Annotated in this window: 16 protein-coding genes; 1 reads left to right on the plus strand and 15 read right to left on the minus strand. The window is 74.6% G+C overall.

Annotated features, from left to right (window positions below; all coding sequences use genetic code 11):
* Window positions 1–115: 115 nt before the first annotated feature.
* Complete coding sequence (locus GA0074694_RS32405) at window positions 116–874, minus strand: response regulator transcription factor (RefSeq protein ID WP_218105809.1); 759 nt, start codon at window positions 872–874, stop codon at window positions 116–118.
* Between the two features lie 74 nt (window positions 875–948).
* Window positions 949–1464 carry a helix-turn-helix transcriptional regulator gene (locus tag GA0074694_RS25940; protein WP_091462633.1) on the minus strand — a complete coding sequence of 172 codons (516 nt, stop codon included), beginning with the start codon at window positions 1462–1464 and terminating at the stop codon, window positions 949–951.
* Window positions 1465–1735: 271 nt separating this feature from the next.
* Between GA0074694_RS25940 and GA0074694_RS25945 the strand changes: the two genes are divergently transcribed.
* Window positions 1736–2530 carry an AfsR/SARP family transcriptional regulator gene (locus GA0074694_RS25945; RefSeq protein WP_091462634.1) on the plus strand — a complete coding sequence of 265 codons (795 nt, stop codon included), beginning with the start codon at window positions 1736–1738 and terminating at the stop codon, window positions 2528–2530.
* Here the strand turns inward: GA0074694_RS25945 and GA0074694_RS31980 are convergent.
* The 13 genes from GA0074694_RS31980 to GA0074694_RS26005 form a co-directional block, all read right to left on the minus strand.
* A complete protein-coding gene (locus GA0074694_RS31980; RefSeq protein WP_091462635.1) occupies window positions 2517–3743 on the minus strand; it encodes an NADase-type glycan-binding domain-containing protein in 1227 nt (408 codons plus the stop codon). The two genes, GA0074694_RS25945 and GA0074694_RS31980, sit on opposite strands and share 14 nt — an antisense overlap.
* Entirely contained in the window at window positions 3740–4309 is a 570-nt protein-coding gene (locus tag GA0074694_RS25955; protein WP_091462636.1) for a phage tail protein, read from the minus strand. The genes GA0074694_RS31980 and GA0074694_RS25955 overlap by 4 nt, the downstream gene beginning before the upstream one ends.
* Window positions 4310–4327: 18 nt before the next feature.
* Window positions 4328–6289: a putative baseplate assembly protein gene (locus GA0074694_RS25960; protein WP_091462637.1), complete on the minus strand. Its 1962-nt coding sequence runs from the start codon at window positions 6287–6289 to the stop codon at window positions 4328–4330.
* Window positions 6289–6699, minus strand: coding sequence for a GPW/gp25 family protein (locus GA0074694_RS25965; RefSeq protein ID WP_091462638.1), 411 nt, complete (start codon window positions 6697–6699; stop codon window positions 6289–6291). The genes GA0074694_RS25960 and GA0074694_RS25965 overlap by 1 nt, the downstream gene beginning before the upstream one ends.
* 4 nt (window positions 6700–6703) lie before the next feature.
* The gene (locus GA0074694_RS25970; protein ID WP_091462639.1) at window positions 6704–7075 is read right to left on the minus strand and encodes a PAAR domain-containing protein; all 372 of its coding nucleotides are present in this window, start codon (window positions 7073–7075) and stop codon (window positions 6704–6706) included.
* 15 nt (window positions 7076–7090) lie between these two features.
* Window positions 7091–8854 carry a VgrG-related protein gene (locus tag GA0074694_RS25975; RefSeq protein ID WP_091462640.1) on the minus strand — a complete coding sequence of 588 codons (1764 nt, stop codon included), beginning with the start codon at window positions 8852–8854 and terminating at the stop codon, window positions 7091–7093.
* Window positions 8841–9572 (minus strand): CIS tube protein, encoded by a 732-nt coding sequence (locus GA0074694_RS25980; protein ID WP_091462641.1) that lies wholly within the window; start codon window positions 9570–9572, stop codon window positions 8841–8843. Before GA0074694_RS25980 ends, GA0074694_RS25975 begins: the two co-directional genes overlap by 14 nt.
* Complete coding sequence (locus tag GA0074694_RS25985; protein ID WP_091462642.1) at window positions 9572–10000, minus strand: phage tail protein; 429 nt, start codon at window positions 9998–10000, stop codon at window positions 9572–9574. The genes GA0074694_RS25980 and GA0074694_RS25985 overlap by 1 nt, the downstream gene beginning before the upstream one ends.
* A 96-nt stretch (window positions 10001–10096) precedes the next feature.
* Window positions 10097–12649, minus strand: a complete 2553-nt coding sequence (locus GA0074694_RS25990) for a hypothetical protein (RefSeq protein ID WP_141714280.1) — start codon at window positions 12647–12649, stop codon at window positions 10097–10099.
* A 6-nt stretch (window positions 12650–12655) separates the two neighbouring features.
* Window positions 12656–12814: a DUF6760 family protein gene (locus GA0074694_RS31985; RefSeq protein WP_176738129.1), complete on the minus strand. Its 159-nt coding sequence runs from the start codon at window positions 12812–12814 to the stop codon at window positions 12656–12658.
* Window positions 12811–13287 (minus strand): hypothetical protein, encoded by a 477-nt coding sequence (locus GA0074694_RS25995; protein WP_091462644.1) that lies wholly within the window; start codon window positions 13285–13287, stop codon window positions 12811–12813. Before GA0074694_RS25995 ends, GA0074694_RS31985 begins: the two co-directional genes overlap by 4 nt.
* Entirely contained in the window at window positions 13284–13724 is a 441-nt protein-coding gene (locus GA0074694_RS26000) for a phage tail protein (RefSeq protein WP_091462645.1), read from the minus strand. The genes GA0074694_RS25995 and GA0074694_RS26000 overlap by 4 nt, the downstream gene beginning before the upstream one ends.
* Window positions 13725–13779: 55 nt before the next feature.
* Entirely contained in the window at window positions 13780–15327 is a 1548-nt protein-coding gene (locus GA0074694_RS26005; RefSeq protein WP_091462646.1) for a phage tail sheath family protein, read from the minus strand.
* Window positions 15328–15532: the final 205 nt, after the last annotated feature.

The following is a 15532-nucleotide window of genomic DNA, read 5'->3' on the forward strand; positions in this document are numbered from 1 at the left end:
AGTGATGGCGCAGTTGGCGGCTGCACGCGGCGGGCCACCGACATCCTCGAAGCGGTCAACGACGTCCCGTCGATCCGGCACACGGAGCGGGTGCGGGCCCAGCTCGGCGAGCCTATCAGGTGACCGGGTCGACGCCGGAGCGGCGACGCTGCACCAACCCGAGGGTGATCGCCTTCAGGGTCAGCTCGGCCTTGTTCCCGACGTCGAGCTTCGACCTGATCCGGGCGACGTAGGTGTTCACCGTGGCCTCGGAGATGCCCAGCCTGCGGGCCGTCTGGGCATGCGTCAGGCCTTGGGCGATCAGCTCCAGGGTCGCCGCCTCCCGGGGAGCGAGCGCGGGCCGGCGGGGCGCCCGGGAACGTGTCCGGTCCCGGCCCGGCCCGGGACCCGGCGCGCAGGCCGGGCCCCCGCCGCCGGCCGCCCCCCGACCGCCGGTGACCGCGCTGCCGGACCGGCCGCCGCCGACCGGGCGCTCCGGGACGGGGCCGTCCGCGTCGGCGCGGAGCCGGGCGGCGAGCATCGGGCACAGGTAGAACCCGCCGGTCGCGGTGACGTTGAGGGCGATCCGCATCTGCGTACGCTCGGTCGCGGTGCTCACCACCGAGCGGGCGCCGGCCCGGATCGCCTCCAGCGTCGTGGCCTTCGTCGACTCCGGCATCATCACCAGGGTCGGGTGTCGGGCGCAGGACCACCGGACCACCTGCGGCAGCGGGTCGACCAGGACCACGACCATGTCGGGGCCCCCGCCGGCTGCGGTCACCTCGCTCGCCGTGTCGACGGTGAGCAGGCACCGGACCAGGTCATTGCCGTCGATCAGCTGGTGCACCCCGCGCCGGGCCAGCGGCTCGGACACCACCACACACACGTCGTACATCCGCCCACCTCTCGGTGAGCAGTCAACTACGGAATGGGTGGCGGGGCGAGGCGAGAAGACCGGCAAAAGTGTCGTCACACCGACAGATGGCCGAGTTCGACCGCGCGCAGGGTCAGCTCGGCCTTGTTGGCGGCGCCGAGCTTGCGGCGCAGCCGCTTCGCGTACGTGTTGATGGTCTGTTCCGTGACTCCGAGGCGGTGTGCGGCCTGCCGGTGGGTGAGGCCCTGGGCGATGCACCGGAGCGTCTCCACTTCCCGGGGGCCCAGGGACGCCGGGTCTCCCCGGCCGTCGCCGTCCGGCCGGCCGCCGACCGACGCGGCCACGCTCCGCGACAGGTACGACCCGCCGGTGAGCACCGCCGACCGGGCCAGATCCAGCTCGTCGGTGCCGTCGCCGTCCCGTAGGACGGCCCGGACCCCGGCGGCGAGCAGCGCCAACGGGGCGACCGTCGTCTCGTGGGGCAACACGAGGAGGACCAGCCCGTCGGCGGTAAGGTCGGCCAGCTCCGGCCAACGTTCGCCGGCCAGGTGGTCCCACCGAACCACGACCGGCATGGGTCCACCGACTTCGGGCGGGTCGACGGTCGACATCAGGTCGCTCCTGGAAGGATGAGTGCCCGAACCCCCAGCGTGTACCGAACGCTACCGATGGTAGTTGCCACGGAAGTCCCCGAATTGATGGCTGTTCATGTCCCCCGACGGCCGAGCAGAATCTCCGGCGCGACGTGGGTCGCTCACCTCCCCAGCACAAGCGGTCCCGCCTGCGCCGTGACCGCGCCGACACCGGCGCGGCCCGGTGCTGGCTTCTGGTCGCGGACCGGCAACGGCCCGCGTTGTCGTGGCGACAAGGGAGACAGATCACATGATTTCGAGGGATCGTCCGGCAGCCGCCTCCGAAGGGCGCCGGTACCTGCGGTTGCGCTGCTTCGGCGGGTTCCGGCTGGAGCCGGACGGCGTCCCGGTGGACTGGTCGGGCGTGCGCCCCCGGATCCGGACCCTGATGCGTTACCTCGCGGCGGAGGCCGGTCAGCCGGTACACCGGGAGCGGATCACGGCGGCGCTCTGGCCGGGGCTGCCGGACCGGGCCGCGGTCAACAACCTGCACGTCGGCGTCTCGACGCTGCGTACCTTCCTGGAGCCCGGCGTGGCCCGGGGCGCGTCCCGGTTCATCGTCCGCGACGGGTCGTCGTACCGGTTGGACGTGGGGGCGGGCGGTGTCTGTGACGTGTCGGCTTTCGAAGCGGCGCTGGCCGCCGTTCGGCGGGCCCGGTCGACCGGCGAGGACGCGGCTGCGGTCGCGGCGCTCCGTGGCGCGCTCGACCACTACACCGGTGACCTGCTGCCCGAGGACGGACCAGCCGATTGGGTGCTCGCCGGCCGGGACCGACACCGGACCCGAGCGACGGAGGCGGCGGTGCTGCTCGCCAGGCTGGAGCTGAACCGGGGACGGGCCCGGGCCGCGGCGACGGCGGCCCGGCGGGCGCTGGAGCTGGACGGTTACCACGACGACGGATGGCGGCTACTGGTCACCGCGCAGCGCCGGGCCGGCGACGTGGCGGCGTCCCAACGCAGCCAGCAGACGTACGAGCGGATGCTCCGCTCGCTCGGCGTCGCCCGGCCGGCCGACACCCGACCCGTACACGTCACGGCCGCCTGAACACCTCGATCTCGGCCAGCGCCACCTGCCGTCCCTGCTGCGCGCCGTAGCTGGCGTCAACGGTCAACCGGAGCCGGGCCACCCCGCCCGTCACGTGGTGGAAACTCTGCGGTCCGGGCCGGTCGGTCAGGCGCAGCACCGTGGTGCTGCTCGTGCCGTCCCTGGTCCACAGGGTCATCGTCAGCTCGGCCGGCCTCCCCTGCCGGACGAACGCGTCCTGCTGCGGGGACGCCCCGGTGTGCACGATGAGATCCATCAGCCGGATCGGCGGGTCGAAGGTCAGCTCCACGTACTGGCCGGTGGCCGGCCGGTCGGCGGCGGGCGCCCAGTACCGGTTGTTCAGGCCGTCCACGGTGGACCGGGCGGGGTGGCCGGACGCCTCACTGGAGGCCGTCACCGTGCTCGGCAGGACCGCCTCGGGCTTCGCCGTCCGGTCCCGGACCGCGTCGACGACCGGGCCGGCGAAACGGGCGACAGCCCAGACCGCCCCGGCGACCAGGACCAGGGCCACCAGCACCGCGAGCAGCCGCCGCAGCCGGCCCCGGCCGGGCCGCCGCCGGGGCCACCGCAGCCGCCGCCACCACGGTACGACCACCGTCGGTTGGGCCGTCGCGATCAGCGGCCGGCCGCACCCCCGGCAGAACGAGCTGCCGCCCCGGTTGGTGGTCCCGCAGGCCGGGCAGACCACGTCGTCCGCGCCGCCGGCCCGGTCACCGGCGAAGTCGCGGACCTCGGGCGTGGGCGCGACGGGCCGGCCCGGAAGCACCGCGCCGGGTTGGCCGGCGACGGGAGGCCGGTCGGCGGCCGGCGGTGGGGTGACGGCGGCCCGGTCGGGCGGCGGGGTGGGATTGGTTTCGTCGGCGGGGCGCACCGGGACCACGAGCGCGGCGGCCCGCCGAAGATCCCGCTCCTGCGCCCGGTGTTCCTCGTGCTCGACGTCCCCGGTCCCGGCCGCCGGCTTGGCCGCCGGTTCAGTCGGTTCAGTCGGTGTCCTGGCCGGCGTTTCCGCCGCCGCCGTCCCGCCCGTCCCGGCCGGCGTTCCGGTCGCAGTCGCGGCCGGCGTGGCGCCGTCGCTGGCTGGGGCGTCCCTGGCGGTCATGGTCGCCGGCGCGGGTGCCGTGTCGGTGGCGTCCCAGGCAAGGAAGGCGCCGCAGGTGCCGCAGAAGCCGTCGCCGGGGGCCACCTCGGCGCCGCAGTTGCCGCAGATCCTCACCGGGGCCCGCCCGCCGCCGGACCGTCGTCCAGCGACAGCACCTCCACGGTGTATGGCACGTGTGCCGGCCGATTCGCCTCGACCACCGCCCGGAGCCGGGCCTCCAGGGCCGCGGTGGGCTCGGACACCCTGATCCGTACGGTCAGGGCGGGCTCGGCGGAGCCGGGCAGCTCGGCGCCCGGGGTGGCGGACCAGGCGGTCCCGCCGCTCTCGGCGACCTCGGGGGTAACGCCGGTGGCGAGCCGGATCTCCTCGGCGAGCCCGGCGGCGGTGCCGCGCACCCGGTGCCGGGCGACCGCGCCCGCGACCACCCGGCGGCGCTCGTCGGGGGCCGCGTCGCGCCCGCCCCCGGCAGCGACCCAGCCACCCAGCCAGTCCACGAAGTCCGGCGGGGCCAGCGCCGGGTCGAAGTACGCCCACAGGCTGTCCAGCGTGGCGTGCACCGGCGCGATGACCTGGTCGTACGCGTCGGTCAGGCGTTGGGCCAGATCGTCGGCGGCGTAGACGGCGGGCAGCCGCCGACCCAGCGGGTCGGGCGTGGCCAGCCCCTCGATGGCGACGCGCATCCGCGTGCTCCCTCCTGCTCAGGCGCCCGGCGGGCGCTCGTCGACCCGGACCTGGTGCTGGTGGGAGAAGGCGAGGGCGTGCCGGTCCAGCTCGATCCGGGTCACCTGCTCGCCCCGGCGGCCGGTCAGCGGGTCGGCGGGGAACATCCGTACCTCCTCGACCACCTCGACCCCCGGCAGCCGTTGCAGGACCCCGAAGATCTCCCCGGAGTGCACCTGCCGCCCGAACGGCCACCCGGTCCCCTCCGACCCGCCGCGTACCGGGTCGAGGTACCGGTACAGGGTGGCCGTCGCCTCGGCGCGGAGCTGTGCGGCAGCCGTGTCGGGGCGGGGAACAAGCCTGGCCGCGACCGTGACGCCCTGGTAGAAGGGCGGCTCCACCATGAGCCGGGTGCCCACCGGGCGGCGGGCGTCGAGGTGCTCGGCGATGGTGGCGAGCATCCCGTCCGGAGGCACCAGGTCCTCGAAGTGGAGTCGGCCCTCCTCGTCGGCGACCACCTCCGGCACGACCAGCAGCCGGACCCCGCCGGCCGCGCTGCCGTCACCGGCGGGCAGGCACCGGACCCGGGCCGCGGCGGGGCAGGCATGCCGGGCCAGCAGCTCGTAGTCGCGGGCGGTCACCGCCCGGTCCTGCGCGCGCAGCTGCACCGGCCCGCGCAGCCGGGCCTCCGCCACGGTCTCCCCGTCAACGCCGCCGGTGGCCGGGCCCCGGTTCTCCACCCCTGAGATGTATGGCATGGAGCTGCGCAGGACGGCCAGGGCGCCCCGGGCGACGTTGCCGCTGTGTCCGCCCCCGGTGCGGTAGCGCCGAACCCGGACCTGCGACCCGGCGGCGGGTACGGCGCCGTACCGGCGCAGGGCGCCATCGGGTTGCCGGACGGCCGGCCCGAACAGGATCTCCCCGGCGGTCCGGTCGACGGCGACGTGCCGGTCGTCCGGCCCGGATCCGTTGAACGTGTCCACCTCGGTCCACTCCAGCCACCCCGCACCGTCGGCGGTCTCCACCATCAGCGGGTGCTCGTCGGGGACGATCGGCGGCCGGGCCACCGTGAATCGCTGGCCGGGCACCCCCTCGGCCTCCCCGACCTGCTCGCCGAGGACGGTCTCGGCGTGCACGGCGGTGACCGTGCCGCCGATCGTGGCCGCCTCGACCGAGCGCACGGTCGGGGAGGCGGCGTAGAAGGGCTGGCCGGGTCGGGCCTCGACCAGCCGGCACCGCAGCCAGCCGGCCCGCAACCCGGCCACCACGGAGGTGACGTGGGTGGCCGGCATGTGCAGTACCACCTCGCCCGGCCTGTTCAGCCCGCCGGTGTCGTCGTGGTCGACATCGCAGGGCGACCAGTCCTCGCCGGTCCACGCCTCCCACACCAGCGGCGGCTGGCGCGGGTCCACGCCGACGCCCTCCACCCGGCTGTCCATCCGCAGCAGGACCGCACAGGAGGGGACTGCGGCGGAGAGACCGAGCAGCATGGCGTCCCCGACCGAGGGGGCGGCCGGGAAGCAGGCCACGTCCCGGCCGTCGAGCAGATCCTCGGTCCGGTCCACTGGAGGGCCCTGAGCGGGGTGGCTGCGCAGCCGGGTCAGCTCGCAGGGCACCACCGCCAGGTCCGCGGCGGTGGTGAACACGATGGCCTCGTCGGTCTGGGTCCGTTCCGTGCCGACCTCGGTGCCGGCGCGCAGCACCACCGGCTGGGTCTGCGGGCCCGAGAGCCAGAACGTGACGTCCCCCCGGGCGGCCGTGGGCGGGAACGGCCGGACGCCGATCAGGTCGAGGAAGGCCAGGTAGTTCTTCTCCGGCACCCGGTTGAGCCGGTACAGGAGCTGGTCGACCATGTGGGCGAACGTTTCGACCAGGGTCACCCCGGGATCGGAGACGTTGTGGTCGCTCCACTCCGGGCAGCGCTGCTGGATGAAGCGTTTCGCCTCGTCGACGAGCTGCTGGAAGCGACGGTCGTCCAGGTTGGGCGCGGGCAGCGGCATCAGGCGGCGCTTTCCTCGTGGGACGGGATGACGTAGAACGGGAAGACCAGGTTGCGGGGGTCGTTGGTGCCCCGGATCGAGTACCGGACGTCGATGTAGAGCACCCCGGCGTCCTCGGCGTCAAAGCCGATCACGACGTCGTGGACGTCGATCCGAGGCTCCCACCGGTCCAGTGCCCGGCGTACCTCGAAGGCGATGCGCCCGGCGGTGTTCTCGTCGGCGGGGGCGAAGACGTAGTCATGCACCCCGCAGCCGAACTCCGGCCGCATCGGCCGCTCGCCCGGGGCGGTGCCGAGGATGAGCTGGATCGCCTCAACGATCTCCCGCTCCCGGTCGACCAGGGCGATCCCGCCGGTGGCGTCGGTACGCAGCGGGAACGCCCAGCCCGCCCCGATGAACTGCTCCGCCACCTCCTCACCCGCCGATCAGCACGGTCGGCGCGCCGGTGCTCACCATGGCCCGGCAGGTGGTGGCGTCGCCCCGGCGCGCGGCCTGGTGCCCGCCGATCAGCACCCGGCGCAGCGGCGGCGGAACGGCCGGCACGATCCGGTTGGTCAGCAGGTGCACGGCGTGCTGCGGCGGCTTGTCGCAGACGCAGACGGTGCCGACCACGGCGGCGGGCTTGCCGGCGATGAGCACGCTGTTGACCCCGAGCAGCGGGGCGCTGGGTGCTCCGGGTGGCAGGGCCCGCCCGCCGGGTGGGCCGATCGTCCCGGTGGGTGGCCCGGGGGTAAGCCCGGTGGCGAGGTGGCTGATCTGGTCACCGATGCGCGCGGCCGGTGGCATGTGGCGTTCCTCCGGTCAGTTGAGCTTGACGAGTGGTGCCTGGATGTCGACCTGGGTGCCGCCGTCGACGGTCACCGACCGGCCCCTGAGGGTCAGCTCACCGGTTCCGGCGTCGAGGGTGATCCCGCGCCCCTTCACCATGACCTGCTGCCGGGCCTCGATCTCGACGCTGCCGTCGCTGTGGATGATCACCGCCGTACGCCGCTCGTCGAGGTGCACGGTGAGTCGGTCCCGGGACGTGCACAGCCGGATCCCCCGGGGCCCGGCGGGGAGCTGGGACTCCAGGAACTCGATCCGGTCCCCGCTGCGGGACGCGAACGAGCGCCGGTTCACCCGCCCGGACGAGGCGTCCACCAGCGGGCCGTCGTGCGGGGATGGCTTGTCCACCCCGTTGTAGAGCCCACCGATGACGTACGGGCGGTCCAACAGGCCCTGCTCGAAGCCGACCAGCACCTCGTCGTTGACCTCCGGACAGAACACCCCACCCCCGCCGACCCCGCCGAGCTGCACCGTCCGCACCCAGTCGGTCTCGTAGTCCGGGGCGTCGGTCAGCCAGGGGAACCGCAACCGCACCCAGCCCTGGCCCACCCTCTCGGGATGGCGGCGGTCCACGTCGGCCTTGGTGTTGGTGACGATCCCGACGGCGAGCCCCGGCACCCGCATCGCCCGGGCCGGCGCGGCGGCGGCCGTGGCCAGGCCCCACGTCGACCGGTCCTGCCGGCCGCTGACCGTCAGCCACGTCTCGTAGAACTGGGCAGCGCCGAAGACGTGCCGGCTGGCGGTGGTCGTGTACTTCCCCTCGAACGGGCTGCCCACCCGCTGCAACGACAGCGGCACCCCGGCCCGCAGCCGGGGGTTGCCCCGGATGCCGACCTCCAGCTCCGCGAACGCCGCCGTCACGTCGGCAGCCACCGCGCCGGCGACCGCCCGGGTCTCGGCCGCCGTCCGGTACGGCACGTCCGCCACGCAGAGCCGGGCCGTGCCGAAGGGCCGGGACACCTTTCCCGGGGTGGTGCCGATCTGCACCTCGTCGCTGGCGTCGGTGGTGACCTCGGTACGGACCGGCCGCTTGGCCCGGACGTCCCACCCTCGCACGGTGACCCCGGCCACCTGGCCGACCGAGGTCACGGTGGAGCGCACCGACAGAAGGTTCTCGTTCATCTCGACGACGAACGGGCTCTGCTCGGCGGTGACCCCGGCGCCCGGGGCGGCGGAGGCCCGCACCGACCGCCGGAACTCGAACCTGCCGTCGACGACCACCACCTCGGCGTCGTTGTCGACCGCCAGCATCTTGAGGAACTCCCAGTCGTTGACGTTCGGCTGGGTGACCGTCTCGTACACGGTCGGGGTGGGGTCGATCCGGCCGACCGGAATCCCGGCGGCGGCTGCGACCTCCCGGGCGATGTCGGAGGCCTTGCGGTTGACGAAGCTGCGGACCCGCTGACCCCGCATCAGCCGGTGGGACAGGTCCAGGGCCCGGACGGTGGTGAAGGTGCCGACGCCGTCGTACTCCGACTCCAGGGTCACCACCTCGCCGCTGAACAGCGGCAGCGGGGCGGCGTCGTGGCCGGTGCGGACCCGGACGGTCAGGTCGGTGCCGATGGTGACCCCGTTGTCGCCCAGGAACCGGCTCTGCTGGTCCCGGAAGCGCAGGGTGGCCGTCGCGGCCAGGTTGGTGCTGTCCTCCACGACCGCCGAGACCAGCCGGTCGGCCCAGGCCCGGAGCAGCGGCCCGGGCAGGCCGACGACCAGGTTGTTGGTGTGGTCACCGCTGGACATGGGGCCCCTCCTGGGTGCGCAGTTCGTCGGGGGCGGGCAGCAGCAGTTGGCGGCCTGTCCGCAACCGGACCGGGTCGTCGATGTCGTTGGCCTCCGCGATGACCCGCCACGCGGCCGGGTCCCCGTACTCGCGGTGGGCCAGCAGCTCCAGGGAGTCCCCGGCCACCAGCCGGTGCACCCGGCGAGCGGTGCGGCTGCCCGACGTCGGGTTCTGCCCGGGGGTGGCGCCGCTGACCTCGTTGAGCGTCAGCGAGCAGGTGGCCCGCAGCGGGGTGCCGTCCGGGCCGAACAGGCTGTACGTGGCGTTGATCTGGCTGACGTACGAGTAGAAGGAGACGGTCTGGAACTGCCCCCAGGCGAACTTCACCCACGGTGGGGACGGCGCCTTCGCCGCGATGCTCGCCTTCGTCGGCACGCAGCAGGTGAGCAGGGCGTCGACCCGTTCCTGGACGCTGCGGGAGTGGGTGTCCGTGGTGTCGAGAAAGATCTCCAGGCTCAGCGTCCGGGGCCCGGACCCGCTGAACTCGGCGACGCCGACGTCCGCCGCGCCGCGTACCACGTGCGGGATCCAGTTCGCCGACTTGGTCAGGGCGAGCTGCTGCGGGTTGAACATGAAGGCGATCGGCCCGCCGAGGGTCCCGCCGGGCTGGCTCCCGCCGGACGTGGGCGGCTGGTACCGCTGGAGGTGCGCCGCCACCTTGCCGGCCCGCGACCGCATCAGCCGACCTCCAGGAAGCCGTGGTACGCCAGCTCGATGCTCTCGCTGGCCACCTCGGAGCGGTTCGGGTCGAAGGACGGCCCCGACCACCGCACCAGGACCACGTCCGCCAGCCCCCACTGCACCAGCAGCGCCAGGTCGGGCCGGAGCGCCGCGATCTGCGCGGTCCCTCGGCGCACCCCGCTGGGCAGTTGGGCGATGTAGTTGGAGACCTTGGCGGTGTCCCGGGTCAGCGGGCGGGTCAGGGTGACGTTCGTGTACCGCAACCGCGACGGGAGCTGCCAGACGAACTCGTTGTTGCCGCCCTCCTGGTACTGTTCCAGCTCCACTTCGCAGCCGAGGCCGTCACAGCTGTTCCAGTCGCCCAGGTCGATGCCGTCGACCTGGAGCCGGAAGTGGACGCTCGTCCCGGGGTCGCCACCGGCCATTCCCGTCTCCCCTCTCCTGCTGGTTCGTACGGTCCGACCCGTGCGGCCCGTACGCTGGCTGTGCTGCCTGTGCGGTCGCCCGGCCGCTGGGCGGGCTCACCGTGGACCGTCCCGCCACCGGCCGGACCGCTCCCGGCTGGCCCGCAAGTCGGCCCGGACCAGCCGACTGATCGGCTCGACCAGCCGGTGGGCCAGGGCGTCCAGGTGCCGCCGGTCGAGGCCCCGCAGCACGGCCTCCACGTCCGGCTCCCGGTCCGGGCCGGCCGACTCGACGGTGCTGCGCCGCTGAACGGTCCCGGCGGTCGGCCCGGTGGCGCTCCGCGTCGGCCCGGTGGTCGCCGGCCGGGCGGCGGTGGTCTGGGCCGCCGGCCGGGTCGTCGCCCGCTGGACCGGCGCGACCGGCTGTGCCGGCGCCGGCCCGGTGGTGGCCCCAGGCCCGCTGGCCGTGACCGGCACCGCCGTCCGCAGCGCCGGCATCGGTACGCCCCCGGTGGCCTCCCGCAGCGGTGCGCCGTGAGCGGCCGCAGGCCGGGGCGACCCGGTCGGCGGGGCACTCCGGGCTGGACCGGTGACCCCGGGGAGGAGCGGGCTCGGACCGTTACCCGGACGCGCTCCGGCAGGTCCGTCCCGGTTGCTGTGGGACGGGCCGCCGTGGGGCTGGTCGGTGGCGGGCGCGTGGGGCCTCCCCGCGCCGGCTGGTGCGTGCCTGCGTCCGTCCGGTGCAGCGATCCCGGTAGCCCGTTGGACGGCCGCCCGGCGGCCGGGGTACGTCCCTGCGGTGGCGGGCCGTCCACCGGGGGGCGCATCCAGGGCTCCGTCGCCGCGGGTCCGCCAGGTCACCGGCACCGTGGGCCGGGCGTCGGCTGCCGGAGCCGGATCGGTCGGGGCGGGTGGCACGTCGGTGAGCAGGGTGAGCTGGCGCTCGGCCAGCAGCGGGACCCGCCGCTGGACCAGCGTGGGCACGGGCTCACGGGCGACGGACGTCCCGGGGGTGACAGCGGAGCCGGAACCGTCCCGGGTGGCCGGGCCCGCCCCGGCGACAGCCGTGTCTCCGTCCGGGGCGGGCCCGGCGCCGGAGCGGGCGGGTGGCTCCGGGCCGGTGCCACCGGAGGCGGTGGTGTCACCCGGAAGGTGGGGCGTCGGGGGCGCGCCGGCCCGGCGGGGAGCGACCGTCGTCCCGGGACCGGGCGCGGCGCCGGGCATGTCGGGGGTCCGCCATTGGAGCCGTTGGACCACCGGCCCGGTCGGCTCCCCGGCGGTGCTCCGCCCACCCGTCGACGGCCGGGCCGTCGAGGGGCGGACCGGCACGCGTGGCGGAACGGACGCGGCGCGGTGCGGGCCCCCAACCGGGGCGACCGGCGACGGCCGTTCCCCCGACGGGCCGGACGGGGCACGGGCGACGACCGGCGGCGCGGGTGACGGTTGCCGGGCCGCTTGCTCGGCGGCCGGAGTTGGGTCCGGGGACCGGCCGGCCTGGGGGAGCGGCGATGTGGCGGCCGGCAGTGCACCGGCCCGGGGGGCGTCCGCCCGCGAGCTTGTCGCGCCGGGGCGAACTGGTGGCCCCGGGCGTACCACGGGCGGCGGCGCGTCGGCCGGCAGCGGCGGTCCCAGGCCGGCACGGACCGGTCGGTGGGGTGTCGGGGACGCACCGGTCTGCGCGGAGCCGGCCCCACCGGACTCCCCGGGCGGCGGGGTGCCACCTGGCGGACCGGGGGCCGGGGCGTCGCCGGTGCGCGGCGCGGCCTCGGCGGATCGGCGGGTGGGGGCGGCTGGGACGGTGCGGGCCCGGCCGCCGGTCGGGGTGACGGGTCCGGTGGAGGGCGGGACGACAGCCGTGTCCGAGGTGCCCGTCGGGGAGGGCGCGGTGACTCCGCTGGTGGGCTGGGTGGACGGGGTCCGGAAGGCCCGCTGGACCATGGTCAGCGGTGGGGCCGAGGGGGCGTCCGCGCGTGGGGTGCCGGTCAGGCGGCGGGTCGGGGCGGGTGGGGGCGCGGTCACCAGCGGCCTGGCCCGGGCCGCAGGGGCGGCGACCCCCGGCGGTCTCCCCCACCGGGTCGGCCCGCCGCCGGCGGGCCGGGTCGGGGTCGGCCCGGGGAGGGCAGGCAGCGGTTGTCCGGGCGCGGAGCGGTGGACCGGGGCGGTTCCGGCGGCGGCCGGACGGTCGGTTCCCGCCAGCTCTGCGGGCGGGCGCCCGGTTTCCGCCGCCGGACCGGTGTGGGGGCGGTCGGGGACGCGGCGCTGGACGGCCGGCAGGTGTGGGGTCGGCCCCCGGTCGGTCTCCGGTCGGACCCGACGTGGGCGGGCCAGGTCACGGGCCACCCCGAGGGGCGCCTGGTCGCTGACCAGGTGGCCGAGCGGCGTACACAGGGTGGGGTCCTGGAAGGTGCCCAGCCGGTCAGCGAACCGGAGCAGGTCGGTGACCAGCACCGGCGCGGGGGTCAGGGCCCGTTGGATTGGCGGCAGGCTCCACCAGGCGGGATCGGCGGGCCCCGCCGGCCCGGCGTCGGGCGTCGGGCCCGGGGCCGTCGATGCCGGTGCGGTGGCGGCCGGCGTCGGTTCAGGGCCGGGCGACGGGCGGACGGCGGTGGGGCCGGCCACCCGGGCGCGGGTGTCGGCGGCCAGCCGCCGCATCCTGTCGCGTAGCCCCATCGTGCCTCACTGACCTTCGTTCATCCTGGTGTTGATGCGGGCGATCTCACCCACGTACCGGGCCCGCTCGGTGTGGGTGAGATCGAGGATCTCGGCGCGCGGCCAGTGGAAGTGGTAAGCGACGTACGAAACCTCCTCGTGGAGCCGGTCGGCCCCGTACGTCACGATTCCCCCGGGCGACCACCCGCCAGGTCCACCTCGAACACCGACTCGCAGGAGGGACAGGTGACCTCGGCGAGGGTGTGCCCCTCGGCGTTGATCCGCCGGTACAGGTCCTGGAGGAAGGCCAGGTCGGAGGCGAAGAGCCGCTCGACGACCTCCGCGCGTACCTGGGTGATCGTGCCCAGCCGGGTGACCACCAGGCTGAGCAGGACGATCGACAGGTACGCCGGGTTCTGCTTGACCCGCAGGTCGACAAGTGGCGCCAGCTCGTCCCGGGCGGTGGCGAGCCGCATGCTGCCGTCCCGGTGCACGGTGCCGTCCTCGTCAACGTACCCCCGCGGTAGTTGGAAGGTGAACTCCGTCTGGAGCCGGACGGGCGCGGGTGGCGCGACCACCGGCGCGGCGGGCTCCTGCGGCCCGTCGGCCGGGTCGACGAGGGTGTCGAGGCCCCCGGCCGAGACGCCACGGCGTCTCATTGCGCGCTGATCTCCTCGTACACCACGGTGACCTTCTCGGTCGCCGCCGTCGGGTCGCCAGCCTTGAGTCCCGGCCCCTCCCACCTGCTCACCCACGCGTTGGTCAGGTCGAAGCGCCGGGTCTCGGACTTGTCGGCGTTGTTGAGGATGATGCTGATGTTCTGCCGGGCCGCCTCCACCGCGCCCTTGAGGAACGTCTCCTTGATCCAGTCGGTGAAGGCGCTGCTCTGGTCGAGCCCCCGGGTGATGGTCACCTCGCCGGCCTTCCGGGCCCCGGGAATCTTGCGGATGATCAGCTCGCCGGTGGGGGTCACCGACTTGACCTCGATCGAGTCCAGCTCGACGGTCAGGCCGCTGACCTCCTGCACCAGCTCCACCTGGATGCCGCCCAGCTCCACCTGGAAGCTGTGCACGATGAGGGTGTCACCACTGGCCATCGTGGCCGCCTTTCGTCATGGTCGGTGCGGTCGTCGTACGCGGGGCCCGGCCCGGTCAGTCGCTGACCAGGCTGGTGCTGTCGGAGAACTGCGCCAGGCGGAAGACGACGAACTCGGCGGGCTTGACCGGGCAGATGCCGATCTCGCACACCACCTGACCCCGGTCGATCACCTCCGGGGGGTTGGTCTCGTGGTCGCACTTGACGTAGAATGCCTCGGCCGCAGTCGCCCCGAACAGGGCGCCCCGCCGCCACTCCTCGGTGAGGAAGGCGGCGACGTTGCGCCGGATGGTGCCCCACAGGCGCTGGTCGTTCGGCTCGAACACGACCCACTGCGTGCCGAGCAGGATGGACTCCTCGACGTAGTTGAACAGCCGCCGGACGTTGATGTAGCGCCAGGCCGGGTCCGAGGAGAGGGTCCGCGCGCCCCAGACCCGGACGCCGCGCCCAGGAAAGGCCCGGATGCAGTTGACTCCGATCGGGTTCAGCAGGTCCTGCTCACCCTTGGTGACGTTGTTCTGCAGGTCGACGACGCCCCGGACCACCTCGTTGGCGGGCGCCTTGTGCACCCCCCGCTCGGTGTCGTTGCGGGACCAGAGGCCGGCCAGGTGGCCGCTGGGCGGCATGAACACCGCCCGTCCGGTGCTCGGGTCGAAGACCTTCACCCAGGGGTAGTAGAGGGCCGCGTACCGGGAGTCGTACCCGGCCCCGTCCTGCCGCCAGCCGCGCACCTGCTGGGCGGTCAGCTCCGGCGGCGGGTCGAGCAGGACCATCCGGTCACCCATCTGCTCGCAGTGCGAGATCAGGGCGAGCTGGGCGGCCTTGACCGCCTCCAGGTCGACGACCCCCTGCTGGTACGCCCCTATCAGGTCCGGCGCGGCGACCATGGTGATCTCGTCGATGGCCTCCAGCCCGGCCAGGCCGGTGCGGGAGTCGACGTCCCCGACGAACTCATCGGCCGACAGGGTCGCCGGCAGGGCGTCGGCGGGTGCTGCGGGCGGGGCCAGGGTGACCGTCTGGTTGGCCGGCCGGGCCAGGGAGTTGGACGGGGTGGCCTCCTCCATGGTGATCAGCTTGGACCGCTCGCGGACCTGGTTGACCACGGAGGTCTTGCTGCGCCGGAAGGAACCGTCGTACTCCTCGACCGGCTTGCCGTCGGAGTGGACGATCAGCCGGAACCGGTCCTCGCTGGCCCCCTCGCCCTCGACGTCGGCGACCTCCACGGTGACCTCGCCACCGGCGGCCGGCAGGGCGGCCACCCGGAACGTGCCGAGCGCCGACGACTCACCGGCCGGCAGCGACTTCTGCGCGCCCCGGCCGCCGCTCTTGCCGCCGGCCGACGGATCGCCGATCCGGACGACGTAGCAGACGCCGCCGCCGTTGGCGAAGTACCCGTACACCGCGTGCGCCAGGTAGGCGCCCTCGACCATCCCCCCGAAGAGCTGGACGTACTGGCTCCAGTTGGTGACCAGGGTCGGCGTGTGGAAGGACCCCTTCTCGGCGAATCCCAGGAAGGCAGTGACTGCGGTGCCAACGCCCTCGATGGGACGCGAACCGCTCTGCACCTCCTCCACGTACACGCCTGGGGACAGGTACGTCGGCATGCAAGCTCCTCTGCCAGGTCGGCGGACGCTGGCCAGCCTGCTCGGCCGGGCAGCCTGCGGGAAGGTCCCTACGGACCGCGCAGGGGCAGACTCGCGCACCACAGGGGCAGGGGGCCGCGCTCCTGGCCGGACGAACTCGACCGGCCGTCTGAACCGGGCCTACAATGGCCGTCGATGCCGACCTGCGGTCGAGGAGGTGCCCGGA

It is taken from the genome of Micromonospora inyonensis (assembly GCF_900091415.1).
GTDB classification, from domain to species: Bacteria; Actinomycetota; Actinomycetes; order Mycobacteriales; family Micromonosporaceae; genus Micromonospora; species Micromonospora inyonensis.

Coding starts and splice junctions, on each gene's coding strand:
- GA0074694_RS25970 (WP_091462639.1), bottom strand. CDS start 7,075: ATGCCACCGGCCGCGCGCATCGGTGACCAGATCAGCCACCTCGCCACC.
- GA0074694_RS25985 (WP_091462642.1), bottom strand. CDS start 10,000: ATGGCCGGTGGCGACCCCGGGACGAGCGTCCACTTCCGGCTCCAGGTC.
- GA0074694_RS25955 (WP_091462636.1), bottom strand. CDS start 4,309: ATGCGCGTCGCCATCGAGGGGCTGGCCACGCCCGACCCGCTGGGTCGG.
- GA0074694_RS25980 (WP_091462641.1), bottom strand. CDS start 9,572: ATGCGGTCGCGGGCCGGCAAGGTGGCGGCGCACCTCCAGCGGTACCAG.
- GA0074694_RS25945 (WP_091462634.1), top strand. CDS start 1,736: ATGATTTCGAGGGATCGTCCGGCAGCCGCCTCCGAAGGGCGCCGGTAC.
- GA0074694_RS25990 (WP_141714280.1), bottom strand. CDS start 12,649: ATGGGGCTACGCGACAGGATGCGGCGGCTGGCCGCCGACACCCGCGCC.
- GA0074694_RS26000 (WP_091462645.1), bottom strand. CDS start 13,724: ATGGCCAGTGGTGACACCCTCATCGTGCACAGCTTCCAGGTGGAGCTG.
- GA0074694_RS25975 (WP_091462640.1), bottom strand. CDS start 8,854: ATGTCCAGCGGTGACCACACCAACAACCTGGTCGTCGGCCTGCCCGGG.
- GA0074694_RS25960 (WP_091462637.1), bottom strand. CDS start 6,289: ATGCCGCTGCCCGCGCCCAACCTGGACGACCGTCGCTTCCAGCAGCTC.
- GA0074694_RS25995 (WP_091462644.1), bottom strand. CDS start 13,287: ATGAGACGCCGTGGCGTCTCGGCCGGGGGCCTCGACACCCTCGTCGAC.
- GA0074694_RS26005 (WP_091462646.1), bottom strand. CDS start 15,327: ATGCCGACGTACCTGTCCCCAGGCGTGTACGTGGAGGAGGTGCAGAGC.
- GA0074694_RS32405 (WP_218105809.1), bottom strand. CDS start 874: ATGTACGACGTGTGTGTGGTGGTGTCCGAGCCGCTGGCCCGGCGCGGG.
- GA0074694_RS25940 (WP_091462633.1), bottom strand. CDS start 1,464: ATGTCGACCGTCGACCCGCCCGAAGTCGGTGGACCCATGCCGGTCGTG.